The 15,375-nt window shown below is 74.8% G+C and carries 13 protein-coding genes; 5 read left to right on the top strand and 8 right to left on the bottom strand.

Features of this window, described 5'->3' with window-relative positions; genetic code table 11:
* Positions 1-84: 84 nt before the first annotated feature.
* The 4 genes from hisH to hisD form a co-directional block, all read right to left on the bottom strand.
* Positions 85-708: an imidazole glycerol phosphate synthase subunit HisH gene (gene hisH / locus BL253_RS26135; protein WP_076819972.1), complete on the bottom strand. Its 624-nt coding sequence runs from the start codon at positions 706-708 to the stop codon at positions 85-87.
* On the bottom strand, positions 709-1,302 hold the full coding sequence (hisB, locus tag BL253_RS26140) for an imidazoleglycerol-phosphate dehydratase HisB (RefSeq protein WP_076819973.1): 594 nt from the start codon (positions 1,300-1,302) through the stop codon (positions 709-711).
* Between the two features lie 33 nt (positions 1,303-1,335).
* Entirely contained in the window at positions 1,336-2,526 is a 1,191-nt protein-coding gene (locus tag BL253_RS26145; RefSeq protein WP_076819991.1) for a histidinol-phosphate transaminase, read from the bottom strand.
* 130 nt (positions 2,527-2,656) lie between these two features.
* Positions 2,657-3,991, bottom strand: coding sequence for a histidinol dehydrogenase (gene hisD / locus BL253_RS26150; protein ID WP_076819974.1), 1,335 nt, complete (start codon positions 3,989-3,991; stop codon positions 2,657-2,659).
* A gap of 338 nt (positions 3,992-4,329) precedes the next feature.
* Between hisD and BL253_RS26155 the strand changes: the two genes are divergently transcribed.
* The 3 genes from BL253_RS26155 to BL253_RS26165 are packed head-to-tail and all read left to right on the top strand — an operon-like array spanning position 4,330 to position 9,199.
* Complete coding sequence (locus tag BL253_RS26155; RefSeq protein WP_076819975.1) at positions 4,330-6,480, top strand: bis-aminopropyl spermidine synthase family protein; 2,151 nt, start codon at positions 4,330-4,332, stop codon at positions 6,478-6,480.
* Entirely contained in the window at positions 6,477-7,493 is a 1,017-nt protein-coding gene (locus tag BL253_RS44860; protein ID WP_081438704.1) for a response regulator transcription factor, read from the top strand. Before BL253_RS26155 ends, BL253_RS44860 begins: the two co-directional genes overlap by 4 nt.
* Positions 7,490-9,199 (top strand): sensor histidine kinase, encoded by a 1,710-nt coding sequence (locus tag BL253_RS26165; protein WP_081438705.1) that lies wholly within the window; start codon positions 7,490-7,492, stop codon positions 9,197-9,199. The genes BL253_RS44860 and BL253_RS26165 overlap by 4 nt, the downstream gene beginning before the upstream one ends.
* A 130-nt stretch (positions 9,200-9,329) precedes the next feature.
* Here the strand turns inward: BL253_RS26165 and BL253_RS26170 are convergent, their stop codons facing one another.
* The 4 genes from BL253_RS26170 to BL253_RS26185 all read right to left on the bottom strand — a co-directional run bounded on the left by BL253_RS26170 (position 9,330) and on the right by BL253_RS26185 (position 12,809).
* The gene (locus BL253_RS26170; protein ID WP_131831572.1) at positions 9,330-10,184 is read right to left on the bottom strand and encodes a DUF5336 domain-containing protein; all 855 of its coding nucleotides are present in this window, start codon (positions 10,182-10,184) and stop codon (positions 9,330-9,332) included.
* Positions 10,185-10,601: 417 nt separating this feature from the next.
* On the bottom strand, positions 10,602-11,990 hold the full coding sequence (locus BL253_RS26175; protein WP_241835145.1) for an MFS transporter: 1,389 nt from the start codon (positions 11,988-11,990) through the stop codon (positions 10,602-10,604).
* The gene (locus BL253_RS26180; protein WP_076819977.1) at positions 11,983-12,531 is read right to left on the bottom strand and encodes a GNAT family N-acetyltransferase; all 549 of its coding nucleotides are present in this window, start codon (positions 12,529-12,531) and stop codon (positions 11,983-11,985) included. The genes BL253_RS26175 and BL253_RS26180 overlap by 8 nt, the downstream gene beginning before the upstream one ends.
* A complete protein-coding gene (locus BL253_RS26185) occupies positions 12,528-12,809 on the bottom strand; it encodes a type II toxin-antitoxin system TacA family antitoxin (RefSeq protein ID WP_241835146.1) in 282 nt (93 codons plus the stop codon). Before BL253_RS26185 ends, BL253_RS26180 begins: the two co-directional genes overlap by 4 nt.
* Before the next feature lie 320 nt (positions 12,810-13,129).
* On the opposite strand from BL253_RS26185, the gene BL253_RS42480 reads away from it, so the two are divergent.
* Together BL253_RS42480 and BL253_RS26200 are read left to right on the top strand one after the other, a co-directional pair.
* On the top strand, positions 13,130-13,864 hold the full coding sequence (locus tag BL253_RS42480) for a hypothetical protein (protein WP_158230422.1): 735 nt from the start codon (positions 13,130-13,132) through the stop codon (positions 13,862-13,864).
* 418 nt (positions 13,865-14,282) lie between these two features.
* Entirely contained in the window at positions 14,283-15,362 is a 1,080-nt protein-coding gene (locus BL253_RS26200; RefSeq protein ID WP_076819980.1) for a DUF3710 domain-containing protein, read from the top strand.
* The last annotated feature ends 13 nt before the right edge of the window (positions 15,363-15,375 follow it).

The following is a 15,375-nucleotide window of genomic DNA, read 5'->3' on the forward strand; positions in this document are numbered from 1 at the left end:
CAACCCGCCACCAGTCGCGTACCTCATACAGACGATCTACCCGGCGATCAGACCCCGATCCCATCCGACCCCGCGGATTAAAGCTCAGTAACCGAGAGATCGCAGCCAGTTGGTGAGGACCTCGGCGCCGGCGTCGCCGGACTTCTCCGGGTGGAACTGGGTCGCGCACAGGGGACCACGCTCGACCGCGGCTGCGAACGGCTCGCCGTGCTCGGTGACGGTGTCGCCGGCGCCCGGGTCGGCCTTGGCGGCATAGGAGTGGACGAAGTAGAACCGCGTCCCCGCCGGCAGGCCGGCGAACAACGCCGAGCCGGCCGCCGGGGCGACGGTGTTCCAGCCCATGTGCGGCAAAATCGGCGCGGCGAGCCGGCGGACCTCACCCGGCAGCAGCCCGAGGCCCTGGGTGCGTACGCCGTGCTCGTCGCCGAGCTCGTAGAGGATCTGCATGCCGACGCAGATTCCCAGCACCGGCCGCCCGGCGGCGACCCGGTCCCGGACCGTCGGCCCGGCGCCGATCCGCTCGACCCCGGCCATGCAGGCGGCGTACGCGCCGACACCGGGCACGACCAGCCCGTCCGCCTCCGCCGCGGCGRCCAGGTCCGCGGTCACGGTGACGTCCGCGCCGACCCGCTCGACCGCCCGCTGCGCGGAGCGCAGGTTGCCCGACCCGTAGTCGAGCACGACCACCTTCGGCCGGCTCCCGGCCATCTAGAGGACGCCCTTGGTCGACGGGACGCCGGACACCCGGGCGTCGAACGCGACCGCGTCCCGCATCGCCCGCGCGACCGCCTTGAACTGCGCCTCGACGACGTGGTGAGCGTTACGGCCGGACAGGACCCGCACGTGCAGCGCGATCCGGGCCGCCGACGTGATCGACTCGAAGATGTGCCGGGTGAGCGTCGTGTCGTAGGTCCCGATCATCGGGGCCAGGTCCGGCTCGACGTGCACGCAGTACGGCCGGCCGGACAGGTCGACGGCGGCCTGCACCAGCGCCTCGTCGAGCGGCACCATCGCGTCGCCGAACCGGCGGATGCCGACCTTGTCACCGAGCGCCGCCCGCAGCGCCTCACCGAACGCGATCGAGGTGTCCTCGACGGTGTGGTGGGCGTCGATGTGCAGGTCGCCCCTGGTGCGCACAGTGAGGTCGAAGCCGCCGTGCTTGCCCAGTTGGGCGAGCATGTGGTCGAAGAACCCCACTCCGGTCTCCACGGTGGACACGCCCGCGCCGTCGAGGTCGAGCTCGACGAACACGTCCGACTCCAGCGTCTTGCGCTCGATCCGCGCGGACCTCAACCCTGTCATCTCTCGTTCGCCTTCTGTTTTGGTGCCCACCGGCTACTTGGAGACCGCGAGCATCGACGGGGTGTCGGCCAGCACCGAGCGCAGCGCGCCGAGGAACGCGTCGATCTCGCTCGGCAGGCCGGCCGTGACCCGCAGCCAGCCCGGCAGGCTCAGGTCACGGACCAGCACGCCGTGGTCGAGAAGGCACTGCCAGACCGCGCGCTGGTCGCGGAACAGGCCGAACAGCACGAAGTTCGCGTCCGACGGCACCACCCGCACGCCGAACGCTGGCAGCTCGTCGACGATCCGGTCACGCTGCGCCTTGACCGCGTTGACGGTGCCGAGCAGCTCGTCGGCGTGGGCGAGCGCCGTGCGCGCCACCGCCTGGGTGAACGACGACAGATGATAGGGCAGCCGGACCAGTTGCAGAGCGTCGACAACCGCCGGGTGTGCGGCCAGGTAGCCCACCCGGGCGCCGGCGAGTGCGAAGGCCTTGCTCATCGTCCGGGTGACGACCAGTTTCGGCTCCTCAGGCAGCAGGGTGAGCGCGCTCGGCACCCCCGCCCGGCGGAACTCGGCGTACGCCTCGTCGACGATGACCATGCAGCCGCCGACCTCCTCGGCCGCCACGCACACCGCCTTGACGACGTCCAGGGGCAGGGCGGTCRCGGTCGGGTTGTTCGGCGAGCACAGGAACACCACCGACGGCTGGTGGCGGCGCACCGCGTCGGCCGCGGCGACCGGGTCGAGGGTGTAGTCGTCGGACCGGTCCTCGGCGACCCACTCGGTCGCGGTGGCGAGCGCGATCAGCCGGTGCATCGAGTACGACGGCTCGAAGCCCAGTGCCCGGCGGCCCGGGCCGCCGAACGCCTGCAGGAGCTGCTGGAGCACCTCGTTGGAGCCGTTGGCCGCCCAGACCTGGCTGGTGTGCAGGCCGAAGCCGGCGTCCGGGGTGAGGTAGTAGGCGAGGTCGGCGCGCAGCGCCTCGGCCTCGCGCTCCGGGTAGCGGTTGGCCTCGGTGGCGGCGAGGGTGGCCGCCTTGCCGAGCGCGTCCACCAGCTCGGCGGATGGCCGGTGCGGGTTCTCGTTGGTGTTCAGCCGGACCGGTACGTCCAGCTGGGGGGCGCCGTACGGCGAGCGGCCGCGCAGGTCGGGGCGCAGCGGCAGGTCGTCGAGCGTCACCGGCCGCCACGGCCGGGCCGACGTCGCCGCCTCGTCGGGGCGCCGCGCGCTCACCCGGACCACGGGCCGGCCGGCCGTGCCGTTCTCGAAGACGCCGGTGCCGCGCTCGATCACCGGGCCACCACCACGACCGGCCGGGACCCGGCGGCGCCGCTGAATCCGTCAGCGTCTCTGAACCTCACCGAGCGCCTCATCATCGAGAGCGCACCTCCACCGCGTCGACGTGGGCAAGCAGGTCCTCGGCCGCGCCGAGCGCGGCGATGTGCGGCGCGGCGTCCGCGAGCGCTTCCCTCGTGCACGCCACGACGTGCACCTGGCGCTGGAACGCGGCGACCGACAGACCACTCGAATGGCGCGCGGTCCCGCCGGTCGGCAGCACGTGGTTCGAGCCGGCCAGGTAGTCGCCGAGCGGCACGGGCGCGTACGGGCCGACGAACACGGCGCCGGCATGGCGGACCCGGGCCGCGACGGCGTCCGCGCCGGCGGTCTGGATCTGCAGGTGCTCGGCGGCCCAGGCGTCCACCACCCGCAGCCCCGCGTCGACGTCGTCGACGAGCGCCACCGCCCCCTGGCCCGACAGCGACTCCTCGACCCGCTCGCGGTGGCGGGTGACCGGCACCCGCTTGCCGAGCTCGATCTCGACGGCGTCGGCGAGATCGGCGGACGGGGTGACCAGCAGGCAGGCCGCCATCGGGTCGTGCTCGGCCTGGGCGATCAGGTCGGCGGCGACGAACGCGGGGTCGGCGGTGTGGTCGGCGAGGACGGCGATCTCGGTCGGCCCGGCCTCCGCGTCGATGCCGACGACCCCCCGCAGCAGGCGCTTGGCCGCGGCGACGTAGACGTTGCCCGGGCCGGTGACGACGTCGACGGCGGGACAGCTCTCGGTGCCGTGCGCGAGCATCGCGACCGCCTGCGCGCCGCCGGCCGCGTACACCTCGTCGATGCCGAGCAGCTGGCAGGCGGCGAGCACGACCGGGTGCGGCAGCCCGTCCCACGGCCCCGGGGTACCGCCGGGGCCGGAAAGGTCACGCTGGGGCGGGGAGACGACGGCGAGCGAGCCGACGCCGGCCTCCTGGGCCGGCACGACGTTCATCACCACGCTGCTCGGGTAGGCGACCCGCCCGCCCGGCACGTACAGCCCGACCCGGTCGACCGGGACCCACCGCTCCGTGACCGTCGTGCCGGGCGCGACCTCGATCGTCACCGGCTCGCGCAGCTGCGCCCGGTGGACCAGGCGGGTGCGCCGGATCGCCTCGATGAGCGCCGCGCGCACCGCCGGGTCCAGTTCGTCCGCCGCCCGCGCGAGCGCGTCGGCGGGCACGCGCGGCGAGGCCGGGCGGACGCCGTCGAAGCGCTCGGTGGCGTCCAGCACGGCGGCGTCGCCGCGGTCGCGTACGTCGTCGCAGATCGGCCGGACCGTCTCGAGCGCCACGTCGACGTCGGTCGCGGCGCGCGGCAGCCGCCGACGGATCTCGGCCGAGGACAGCGTCGTCAGTGCCTCACCGCGGAGGTCCAGCCTTCTCCACACGCCATGAGAGTATCGGCCGTCGCGCGCGAATCGTCCTCCCCGCGCCCCGCGATATCACACAGTTGCCCCGTTCGCCGGTCTCCCCGGCCGTTTTGACCACCTCGCCGACCGGGCATGACCGGCAAGGCGGACATCGCGGGACCGTCGCGTGGCTCTGTCCGATAGCCGACTCACACCGGGCCGACCTGGCGGCCATATCGACGGTTCACCCCATCTGTCCTTAGGGTTCGCGGCTCTCCCCGGGACCGGCGCCCGTCCGCGGGACGGATGAGAAGGGGACGCGGAGGAGCCGCGGGGCGGCCCACGGTCCTTCTTGTGAGGCGAGGTGGCAGGCTGGGATGGTGACTTCCGGCGACGGCCCGTGGCCGACCGACGAGCCGGCCAGTCCCCGCGCCGCCGATGTGTCCACGCGGAACGGGCAGGCGGGCCGGGCTGGGGCGGACGGCCAGGCGCGGCTCGCGGCGCTGCTCGAGACCTACGGGGCCTCTGGACGGCCCCTGCGGGCGCTGGTCGCCCAGCTTGCCGCCGAGGACGCGGCACCGCGCGGCGGCGGCCGGGCCGGCGGCGGTCCGAGGGGTGCCGACGCGGCCGGGCGGCTGGTCCGGGCGGCCGGGCTGCCGCGGCGCACCGTCGAGGAGGTACTCGCGGCGCTCGGCGGCGACGTCGTCGACGACCCGGTCGCCGGAGCCCGGATACGCCCCGAGCTGGCGGCGGCCTACCGCGAGCTGGTCGACGCGGCGGGCCTCGCCACGACGGGGCTCACGGCGACGGGGCTCACCGCGGCGAGGCCGGCTGACCCGCTGGCCGGGCCGCTCGGCGCGCACGCGGACCTGGTGACCACGATGCGCGAGCTGATCGCCGCGGCACCCCGGCCCCGCGCCGACCTGGACCACGTCGCCGCGACGGCCGAGACCGTGGTCCGCCGGGCGCTGTGGCTCGCGGCCACCTATGACCTCGCCGGCCGGCATCTGCTCTGCGTCGGCGACCACGACCTGACCTCGCTCGCCGCGGCCGCGGTCATCCCCGGGCTGCGGGTCACCGTCGTCGACGTCGACGACGAGCTGCTTTCCTTCCTGTACCGCCAGGAGCGTTCTCGCGGCCTCGACGTGCGGCCCTACTTCGCCGACCTGCGGTTCGGCCTGCCACCGTCGGTGGCCGGGTCCGCCGACCTGGCCTTCACCGACCCGCCCTACACCCCCGAGGGGGTGGCGCTGTTCTGTGCCCGCGGCGCCGAGGGGCTGCGCGACCGTGACCACGGCCGGGTGCTGCTCGCCTACGGCTTCTCCGACCGGACCCCGACGCTCGGCTGGAAGACCCAGCGGGCCCTCTCCGACGCCGGGTTCGCGCTCGAGGCCATGCTGCCCGCCTTCCACGCCTACGAGGGCGCCGAGGCGGTCGGCGCCCGCGCCGACCTCTACGTGTGCCGCCCCACCAGCCACACCTGGCGCCACGTCGACCGCGCCACCGGCCCCCTGGCCGCCGGCACCGCCATCTACAGCCACGGCCGGGCGTCCCTGGAGAGCGTCCCGCGAGACCTGCTCCCCGAACCGGCGGCACGCGCCCTGGTGACCGCGGCCGTGGAGGCCGCGGCACCTCGTCGCCAGCGGCCCGAGGACACGGTCCCGGCGGGCCCCCCTGGCCAGCTGGTGTTCGTCGGGGAGGCGCCGCTCCCGGCGGAGGCCGGCGGAGAGTGGCCGGTGGCGCACGTCCGCCTCGCGACGGTGCTCGCGCAGGGCCTGCCGCCGGCGGCCAGGGCCCGCCGGCCGGTCGCGGTCGCCGCCGATCTCACGGACGACCCCGGCGGCTGGCTGCCCAGGTTGCTGCTGGCCGTCAACGCGGACGCGGTGGCGATGGTCGTCCACTCCGACCACCCAGCCGTCGCCGCGGCCGTCCGGGCCACGACGCCGCTGCCCGGCGGCCGCCCGCCCCGAACCTCCCAGATCGCTTACCTCCCAGATCTGCTTCGCAGATCCGGCAGGGACCCTGTCGCCGATCCGGCAGGGACCCCGTCCGCAGGCTCCGTCGATCCGGCAGGAACCCCGGCGACGCCGCCGGGGTCGTTGGGTTACCTCGTGCTCGGGCAGGCAGCCCCCAAGTGGCGCGTCCTGCCGCCGGCGCGCGTCGGCGGCGGCCCGGACGTCCACCGGCTCTGGGTGCTGTCCTTCGCGGCCGTCGCCTCCGCCGAGCTCGACAGGCCCAGCGACACCTGGCTCCGCTTCCTGCTCGATCGGGCACACGGCCGGATCGGCAACGTCTGGCGGGAGGCCCTGGTCGGCTATGTCCGCGACGCCCACGCGACGACGCTGACGAAACGGGACGCCAGGGCGATGGTCGAGTCCAACCTGCCCCGACGGGTGAACGATCTTCTCCAGGCCCGTCTGCTCGACCTGCCGCTCACCGAGGCCGCCGACGTCCTCGACTCGGTGGAGCGGTCATGGAGTCCTGAAGGCCTCGCGAAGATCGATCTCGCGACCGGGCTACCGGCATGACGGCGGGCAGCGTGCCGCGCCTCGACAGGCCGGGGAACGGATCGGCGGCGCCGGAGGCGGACGGGGCCGTGGTACTGGTCGTCGAGGACGACGACGCGGTCGGCACGCAGCTGGTACGCGGGCTGCGGYGGGCCGGGTACGCGGCGCGGCGGGTGGCGACGGCGACGGCGGCGCTCATGGCCGTCGGTGGCGACGAGCCGCCGGACGTCGTGCTGCTCGACCTCGGGCTGCCGGACCTGGAYGGCACCGAGGTCTGCCGGCGGATCCGGGAGCTCGGCGACATCCCGGTGATCGTGGTGACCGCGCGCGCTGACGAGTCGGACCGTGTCGAGGCGCTCGACCTGGGCGGCGACGACTACCTCGTCAAGCCGTTCGGTTTCGAGGAGCTGCTGGCGCGGATCCGCGCCGTGCGGCGCCGTTTCGCCCGCGTCGCCGCCCTCGCGGACGCCGCCCGTGCCGACGCCGCCCGTGCCGACGCCGCCCGTGCCGACGCCGCCCGTGCCGACGCCGTTCGAGCCGACGCCGTCCGAGCCGCGGGCACGGCGGGCGCCGCCGGCGCGGCGAACGGCCGTGGCGGCACGGCGCGCGGCGCCTCGAACAGGACAGGCGGCCACGCCACCGCCGTGGCGGTGGCCGGCGAGGGCGGCCAGGGTGGCGACGGGACCGCCGGCGCCGAGTCCCGCGGCGCGGGAGACGTGGTCAGGCACGGCGGGCTGCTGGTGGACCGGCGGACACGGCGGATCGAGCTGGACGGGCAGCGCCTCGCCATCACCGCGCGCGAGTTCGACCTGCTCGCCTTCCTCGCGGCGGACCCGGGCCGGGTGCGCACCCGGCGGGAGATCTTCCAGGCCGTCTGGGGGCCGTGGTTCGGCTCGACGAAGGTGCTGGACGTGCACGTGGGGTCGCTGCGGCGCAAGCTCGGCCGGCCGGAGCTGATCGAGACCGTCTACGGCGTCGGCTTCCGCCTCGCCGACCCGGCCGTCGAGCCGGGGAGGACGGGCGGCGCGCGGTGAGCAAGCGGATCCTCGCGATACAGCTGCTGCTGACGGCGTTGCTCATGATCTGCGTCTGCATCCCGCTCGGCCTGGACGCCGCCCGGCACGACCGGACCCTGCTCGCCCTGCGAACGGCGTCCAGCGCCGACGCCTACGCCGCCGAGGTCAAGTGGCGCCGGCTGGGCACGGACGGGCCGCGGCTGCCCGACCAGTCCGAGGACGCCGGATCCGGCGCCTACTCCGACGACGGATCCGACTACGGCGACCCCGGCGACGGCCAGTCCGAGGTCGTCCGGCCGGACGACGACCTCGCCCTCTACAGCCCGGACGGCCGCCTCACCGCGTCCTCGGGCCAGCCGATCCCACTGACGGCCGCCCAGATCGCCGCCGCCCGCGAGAGACGGGTCGAGCTCGCGCCGACCGCCGCGAACGGGCATCGCCAGGTCGTCGTGACGCCGGTGAACAACTCGGACGGCCTGTTCACGATCCTCGTGGTCGCCAGGTCCGACAGCGCCACCAGGACCCAGATCCAGCACCGCTGGGTCCGGCTGATCGTCGGGTTCGGCGTGGCGCACCTGGTGGCACTGGCACTGTCGGTGCTGCTCGCCCGCTGGGTGAGCCGGCCGCTGCGCCGGCTGGAACGGGCGGCGGCGAGGCTCGGCGACGGCGAGCTGTCGGCCAGGGCCCGGCCCGTTGGCGGGCCCGCCGAGGTGCGCCAACTCGCGGCGAGCTTCGACGCCATGGCCGGGCAGATCGAGGAKCTGGTCGACGGGCAGCGTGCCTTCCTCGCCGACGTCTCCCACCAGATCCGCACTCCGCTGACCGCGATGCGGCTGCGCCTGGAGCTGCTCGGCCAGGACCTGGCCGACGACCCGGCCGCCGCCGGCGAGGTGGGTGGGACGATCGCCGAGGTGCACCGGCTGTCCCGGATGGTCGACGGCCTGCTCGCCATGGCGCGCACCCAGGCCCGCGGCGGGACGTCGGTCCGGGTCTCGGTGCGGGTCGACCGGGTGGTCCGCGAGCGGGTCGCGACCTGGTGCGCGGTCGCCGCGGCCGCGCACGTCGAGCTGCTCGACGAGACGACCACCGGCGCTCGGGCACTGCTCACCCCTGGCCATCTGGAACAGGTCCTCGACAACCTGTTGTCGAACGCGCTGGAGGCGACCGCCTCGGGCGGGCGCGTGGTCGTCCGCGCGGCGCTGGCCAGCCCGGACGCCCTCACCGCCGGCGACGGCAGCGACAGCGGCGACGACGGCGGCGGCGACAACCGCGGCGGCCGGCGGGGCCGCGGTCTCCGGGCCGTCCGGAATCATGAGGCGGGCGGCCGGGCACGGGCGAACGGTGCCGCGCCGACGATCCGGCTGACGGTCGCCGACGACGGCCCGGGGATGACCGCGGCCGCCCGCGCCGGCGCCTTCGAGCGGTTCCGCGCCGAGCGCCCGGCCGAGCGCGCGGTGCGCGCGGACCGGCGCGGACACGGGCTCGGCCTCGCCGTCGTCCACGCCCTGGTCGTGACCGACGGCGGCCGGGTCAGGCTCGACGAGGCGGAGTCGGGTGGCCTGCTGGTGGTACTCGACCTCCCGGCCGCCCCCGCCGGCCCACGGCCTGGCCTCGCCGGCGGGCCCGATCGAGCCGAGGTCGCCGGTGCTGAGGGCGACGGGACGGCCAGGTTCGCCGGAGTGACCGGCGCGGGGAACCGCGGCGAGGTCGACAGAGCCGACTGAGCCGGGGTGGACGCGTCGCCCGCCGACCGCCCCCGAGCGGCCGGCACGAGGCCGCCGCCCTCCCAAAGCCAGCGGGCGCGCGCAGTGGCCAGGCCACGCGCGCGCCCGAAGGCCCGTTCGACGTGCCGGGTCAGCGCTCCCAGCGCTCGTCGGTGAACCGGTCACCCGGGTCACGGTCAGTGCCCCGGTCAACGCCGCGATCGGCACCACGGTCAACGCCGCGATCGGCACCACGCTCCGGGTAGGGCTGGTCCACGCCTCGCTCGGTGTAGCCGCCCTCCTGGCGCCCTCGGTCAACCGGCTGGCCGGCGTCCTGGCCGCCCACGCGCCGACCACCCGGATACTCGCCGCCCGAGTACTCGCGCTCGCGGTCGAGGGCGCGGCCACGCTCGGCGCTGCGGCCCGTGTAACCACCCATGGCGGGGCCACGCTCGCCGCCGGCCATCCGGCCGCGGCCGGTCTCGCCGCTCGCCTTGACGCGGCGCAGGGCGAGCAGCGTCATCAGGATCGACGTGATCAGGCCCAGGATCAGGCCGTAGCGCGCGCCCGACGAGATGCCGGGGTAGCCGAGGTAGCTGCCGTGCACGCGCGGCAGACTGATCCACCGCACGATGATCAGCACCAGCGCCACGATGCTGGCCGTGGCGATCGCGGTCGACAGCGGGATCGAGCCGAGCCCCGACATCTTGCCGCGGCTGAGCAGGTACGCCGCGGCGAGGGCCGCGGCGACGAGCATCAGCACGATCGGCACCCAGGCGAGGGCGCCGGACTGCCACGCGTTCAGGTTGGAGCGCCAGGTCTGGGACTGGCCGTACGCGTTGTATCCCGAGTACCTGACGCCGAACCACGGCAGAAAGCTAAAAATAAGGCCGAGAATCCCCAGCCCGATGATTCCGAGATCGGTGCCCTTCATGCCACGACCCTGGTGGGCCGCGAGACCTGGGCTGTCGTGGGCCGCGTGACCGCGGCCGGCCATACTCGCCATTGGCGACATCCTCGTTTCTCCTGAGCCACGGACCGGCCACAGTCACACTCGCACGCGCCGCGCGCCGCGGCAAAGCCGTGCGGAGAGGATCTGAGTCCCGCRGCCGCCGCCTCGATACGCGTACGAACGTCAGGCGCAGAGACGCCGTGACGTCACGACGAAGCGGTAGCGGTAATGAATCAGAACGTCCCCCGGTTCATCGGGCCGGAAACCACGGAGGCCTGTTTCGATAACTACTTCCGTGGTGCCCGCGTTCGTACCGCTCCCCGCCGGACGGGGTTTACACCGAACTGGAGACCGAGTCCGGACCCGCCCCCATCAATATGTACAGGATTTTCCCGGCTCCCATTACGGGCAGTTGTTGCCCAAGAATTTCATCCAATGGCCCGATACCGGCGAACAGGATATTATAAGGCCCTAAAGCGCGCGCTCTTCAAGGCGAGCACTTTCCGCCAGGACTGCCGGTTCCACCGGGACTGCCGGGACTGCCGGTTCCACCGGGACCGCCGCCAGCCCGTCATAGCGGATGAACGACGGCACGGCCACGATCAGCACGGCCAGGCCCACGAGGCACGCGGCGCCGCCGACGAACGCCGCCAGTCCTGGCGAGGTGAAGCCGGCGAACGTGCCGTGGCCGAGGTCGCCGAGGCTCGGCCCGGCGGCCACGGACACCATGAACAGCCCGGCCATCCGGCCGCGCACCGCGTCGGGCGCGGCGACCTGCTGAATGGTGATCCGCAGCACCGCGGACACGGTGTCGGCGGCGCCGGCGATGACCAGCAGGCCGATCGCCAGCGGCAGCGACCCGGCCAGCCCGAACAGCGCGACCGCGACACCCCACACCGCGATCGCCAGCGCGACCACCAGGCCCTGACGACGTATCCGCGACAGCCAGCCGCCGGTCGCCGCGACCAGGGTGCCGCCGACGGCCATCGCCGCGTAGAGCACGCCCGTGGTGCGCGGGCCACCGTGGAACTGGGCGACGGACATCGAGGCGAACAGCACCCGCGGCATGCCGAAGATCATGGCGTCCAGGTCGACGAGGAACGTCATCAGCAGCACCGGCCGCTGCCACAGCAGCCGGAAACCGTCGACAATGCTGGCGAATCCAGCCCGCGTGCCGCCCCCCTCGGGCCGCATCGACGGCAGACGCCAGGTCGCCCACAGCAGGCCCAGGTAGGACACGACGTCGACGGCGTAGGCGGCACGGAAGCCGACCGTCGAGACCAGCAGGCCGGCCAGCAGCGGGCCGCAGGTGAGCGCGAGCGTCATCGAGAAACCCTCGAGCGCGCCGACCGCCGGCATCATGTCCGGGGTGAGCAGCCGGGCCGCGAAGGTCCGCCGGATCGGCGAGTCCAGCGCGGACAGCGACGCCTGCAGGCCGATCAGGATGAAGAGCACCCAGACCGGCGCGCCGAACACGGCCTGCAGGGTGAGCGCCGCCGAGGCGAACATCATCCCGGAGGAGGTCAGCAGCGCGAGCACCCGCCGGTCGGCGGCGTCCGCGATCGTGCCGCCGGCGAGCCCGAAGACCACCAGCGAGACGAAGGTGACGGCGCCGACCGCGCCGACGGCGAAGTTCGACCCGGTGTCGGCGTAGATCTGCAGCAGCACCGTCGTGACGACGACCTGGGTGCCGGTCGCGCTGACCAGCTCGCCCAGCCAGAACCGTCGAAACGACGGGGAGTTCCGCAGCGGGCGCAGATCGGCGGTGAACAGCCGGCCGAGCCGGCGAAGCCTGGAGCCCGCCGGACCTGCTGGGCTGGCTGGGCTGGCCGCGGCAGGCACCGCGGCCGGCTCAGTCACGGAACGGCATCCCCGGCCCTGGCCCTGGGCCCCGTCCCGCGGTGGCATGCCGCAGCGCCAGCGCGACGACATAGTGGTCGAGCCGCATGGGGGTGAAGCCGAAGTGCCGGTAGAAGGCCCTGGCCGGAGCCGAGACGGCGTGCGCGAGCAGCAGCGGCGTCCCGGCCGTCCGGTAGACGGTCGCCGCCCGCATGACCGCGTCGCGCAGTAGCCGCGCACCGACGCCGCGGCCCTGGGCCGTCTCGTCGACGGCGAGCCGGCCGATCAGGAGTGCCGGCACCGGGTCCGCCGGGCCGGCGGCGCGCCGCCCCCACCGGCGGGGGGCGGCGGCGCGGACGTGCTCGACCGCGCCGCGGGTCAGGCAGTAGTAGCCGACAGCCCGGCCGTCATCGGTCACGACGAACGTCGTCACGCCCTCCTCCTGCTGCTCGAGGGCATGGTGGCGCAGCCAGCTGTCGAGGACGTCATTCCCGCTGCGGAAGCCCCGGACGTCGTGCTGGGCCGTGAGCCTCGCCGGCGGGCCCGCGGAGCGAGGACTCACCGGCCTTCCTCGTCCGGGCCGTCCTCCAGCAGGTCACGCAGYCGCGGCGCCTCGTCCGGTGCCGGCCCGCCCAGCAGCGCGGCCAGTTCCTCCCATGCCGCGTCGGTGGCGCCGAACACCCGGCGGTCGGCCATCGTGTCGGCGGCATAGCGCCGCATCGCCTCGACGGCGAAGTCCTCCAACGTCGCTCCGAGACTCTCCGCGGCCGAGYGGACCAGGTCCGCCGTCTCACCCGTCAGCCGCGCCACGACCTGCTCGTCCTTGTCGGTTCCACCCACGCCCGTCAGTCTGCCTGTTCCTCGTCCCAGACCCACACCCACCCGGCACCTCCCGCCACCGCCCTCCCGCCACCGCGCTGCGGCCGCGGTCGCCGCCGGGCGCTGGTCGCCGTGGGCTGGGCGGGCTCGATCAGGTTCGCCACCTCAGCTTCTACAGCCTCCTGGCGTGAGTAACCCACCCGTCACGAGCGGCCTGGACGATTTGACCCGTTCGGGTGGTGTTGGCTCGGTGTCTGTAAAGTCCGCGCGTCGGATCGCACGGCGATCCAGCGACGGAAGGGGCTGGGGTGGCCAGGACGCGGGCGAGGGTCGGAGCCGCCGTGGCGGGATTGGCGGTCACGATGGCCGTCCAGGGCTGCCGTGACGGCGCGGAGACCGCGGCGTCGCCTGGGGCGGCCTCGCCCCAGGCCGCGGTGACCTATTCCGGCTCCTACGTCACCCTCGCCCCGACGGACGCCACCTCGGCCACACCGGCCACGCCGTCGGCGACGACGAGCGGCGGCGCGCGAGGCACCGCCACCTCACCAGCGGCCTCCGGGTCGCCGGCCGGCGCCCGACCCGGCCCCACCGGGCCCTCCACCGCCGGGCCGACGCCCCCGCCAGCCCGGCCCGCGGGCGCGGCGCCGACGGGCCCCGGGGGCTGGACGGGCACCGTCACCGACGAGCCGGCTCATTCCGCGCCGCCCCCGCAGGCGCCCCCGGGCAGGCCCAAGCTCACCCTCTCCGGGCCGGATCCGCAGACCTGGAACCCGACGGACTCGGATCCGGCGTGCGCCCAGGCGGACTTCACCGTCACCAACTCGGGCGACGGCAACGCCAGCGGCGTCTCCGGGACGGCCACCCTCCAGTGGGTCAGGTATGAGGGCATCTACCCGACCTGGCCCGACCTCGCCACGGTGGAGGGCGTCGCCCTCCCCTCCCCGGTCGCGCCCGGCCAGTCGGTGACCAGGCATCTGCGCATCTGCGGCCCGACGCCACCAGACGGCTTCTACGCGGTCATCCATCAGGTCTGGATCTACGTGTACTTCGGCGAGACGACAACCATCCGCCCCTGACCCACCAGCCTCGGCGCCTTCCAGGGACGCCTGGCGCCCGGCGGCCCAGACGCCGCGCACGGCCCGCCCGCGACGAGGCGCCGTGGACGAGCCGGCCGCGCGGGTCACGCGGGTCACGCGGGTCACGCGGGTCACGCGGGTCACGCGGGTCACGCGGGTCACGCGGGTCACGCGATCACGCGGCATCGAGACACAGACCGAGTCCTGCTGCTCCTCRTCCCAGACCCGCACCCACCCGGGCACCTCCGCCATCCGAGGCCGACGGGAGATGACACGCAACCCGGTTGTCCGGCCGGGTGAGGGCACGTAGCGTCAGTGGKGACGCCGCGGTGACGGGCACGTTCCGTACATGTGGGCGGGTGGCCGGAAGGCCTGGCCCGCGGTGTGACCGGGTGGCTGCCAGGCAGGGGGCGGTCGGGTGTTCAGATGGGTATGGTCCCGATGGTCCCGGCGCGCCGGACCGGGTGAGGGCCTCTTCGGAGCTGGCCTCGGCCCGCGCGACGGCGAGCTGGTCGAGCTCGAGGTGAACGACCTCACGCCCGGCGGGCCGTACGACCTCGGCCTGGCACCGAGCGACGGTGTCCGCCGCCTCGATCTGGGCGCGCTGCTGGTGCCGCTGCTCGACGGGGTCGACTACCGGCTGCGCCTGGACGGCGAGCGGGTGAGCGCGGTGGTCGCGCTCGCCGGCCGGTCGGCGATGGAGCTCACGGCGCTGGCGGCGCCGAAGAGCCAGGGGATCTGGGACGACATCCGCGCCGAGATCTGGCTGGCCGCCGCGCTGCCCGGCTCGGCGGGCAACCGGCCTCCACCCGCCATGCCCGCCCTCGCGGGGCCTGCCCTCACGGGTCCGGTGTGGGTTGGTGGCCCCGTCGAGGTCGCCGCCGGGCATGGCCGGTTCGGCCCCGAGCTGCTGCTCGTGCCGACGGCTCCGGCCGCGCCGCCCGAAGCACCGCCGGCCGAATCCTCGGGCGACCTCGACCTGGCGGCTTCCGGCGTCCCTGGCCCGTTCACCGACCTCGGCGTCGTCTCCGGCCCGTCGGCTCTGTCCGGCCTGGCCGGCCCGGTCCGGCTGGTCGGCGTCGACGGGCCGCGCTGGTTTCTCCAGGCCGCGGTCACCGGCCCCGCCGCCGCCCCGCGCGACGAGTCACTCATGGACGACGTGCTGCGCGGCACGATCGTGATCCGCGGTGGCCGCGCGATGCCGGTGCGGGCGTCGCTCCCCCTGCGGCTGCCGACCGACACCGAGGACCCGGCCGGCCCGGACGACCTCGTCGATCCGATGGCCGCCGACCCGGACGGCCCGCCGCTCCCGGGGCGCCACGCCGGCCAGCCCGCGGCCTGGCGGGCCGCCGCGCGGGGCCCCGTGTCGCCGACCGATCTGGAGTCGCTGCGCCCGAAGCCCACCGGCGCGAGCAGCGCCGACCCGCGCCGGATCAGCTACGGGCTGGTCCCGCCGCCGAGCGGCGGCCTCGGTCGCAACCTCATGACCTGGGGCTGAGCCCGCGGCCCAT

This window comes from Pseudofrankia asymbiotica, assembly GCF_001983105.1.
GTDB classification, from domain to species: Bacteria; Actinomycetota; Actinomycetes; order Frankiales; family Frankiaceae; genus Pseudofrankia; species Pseudofrankia asymbiotica.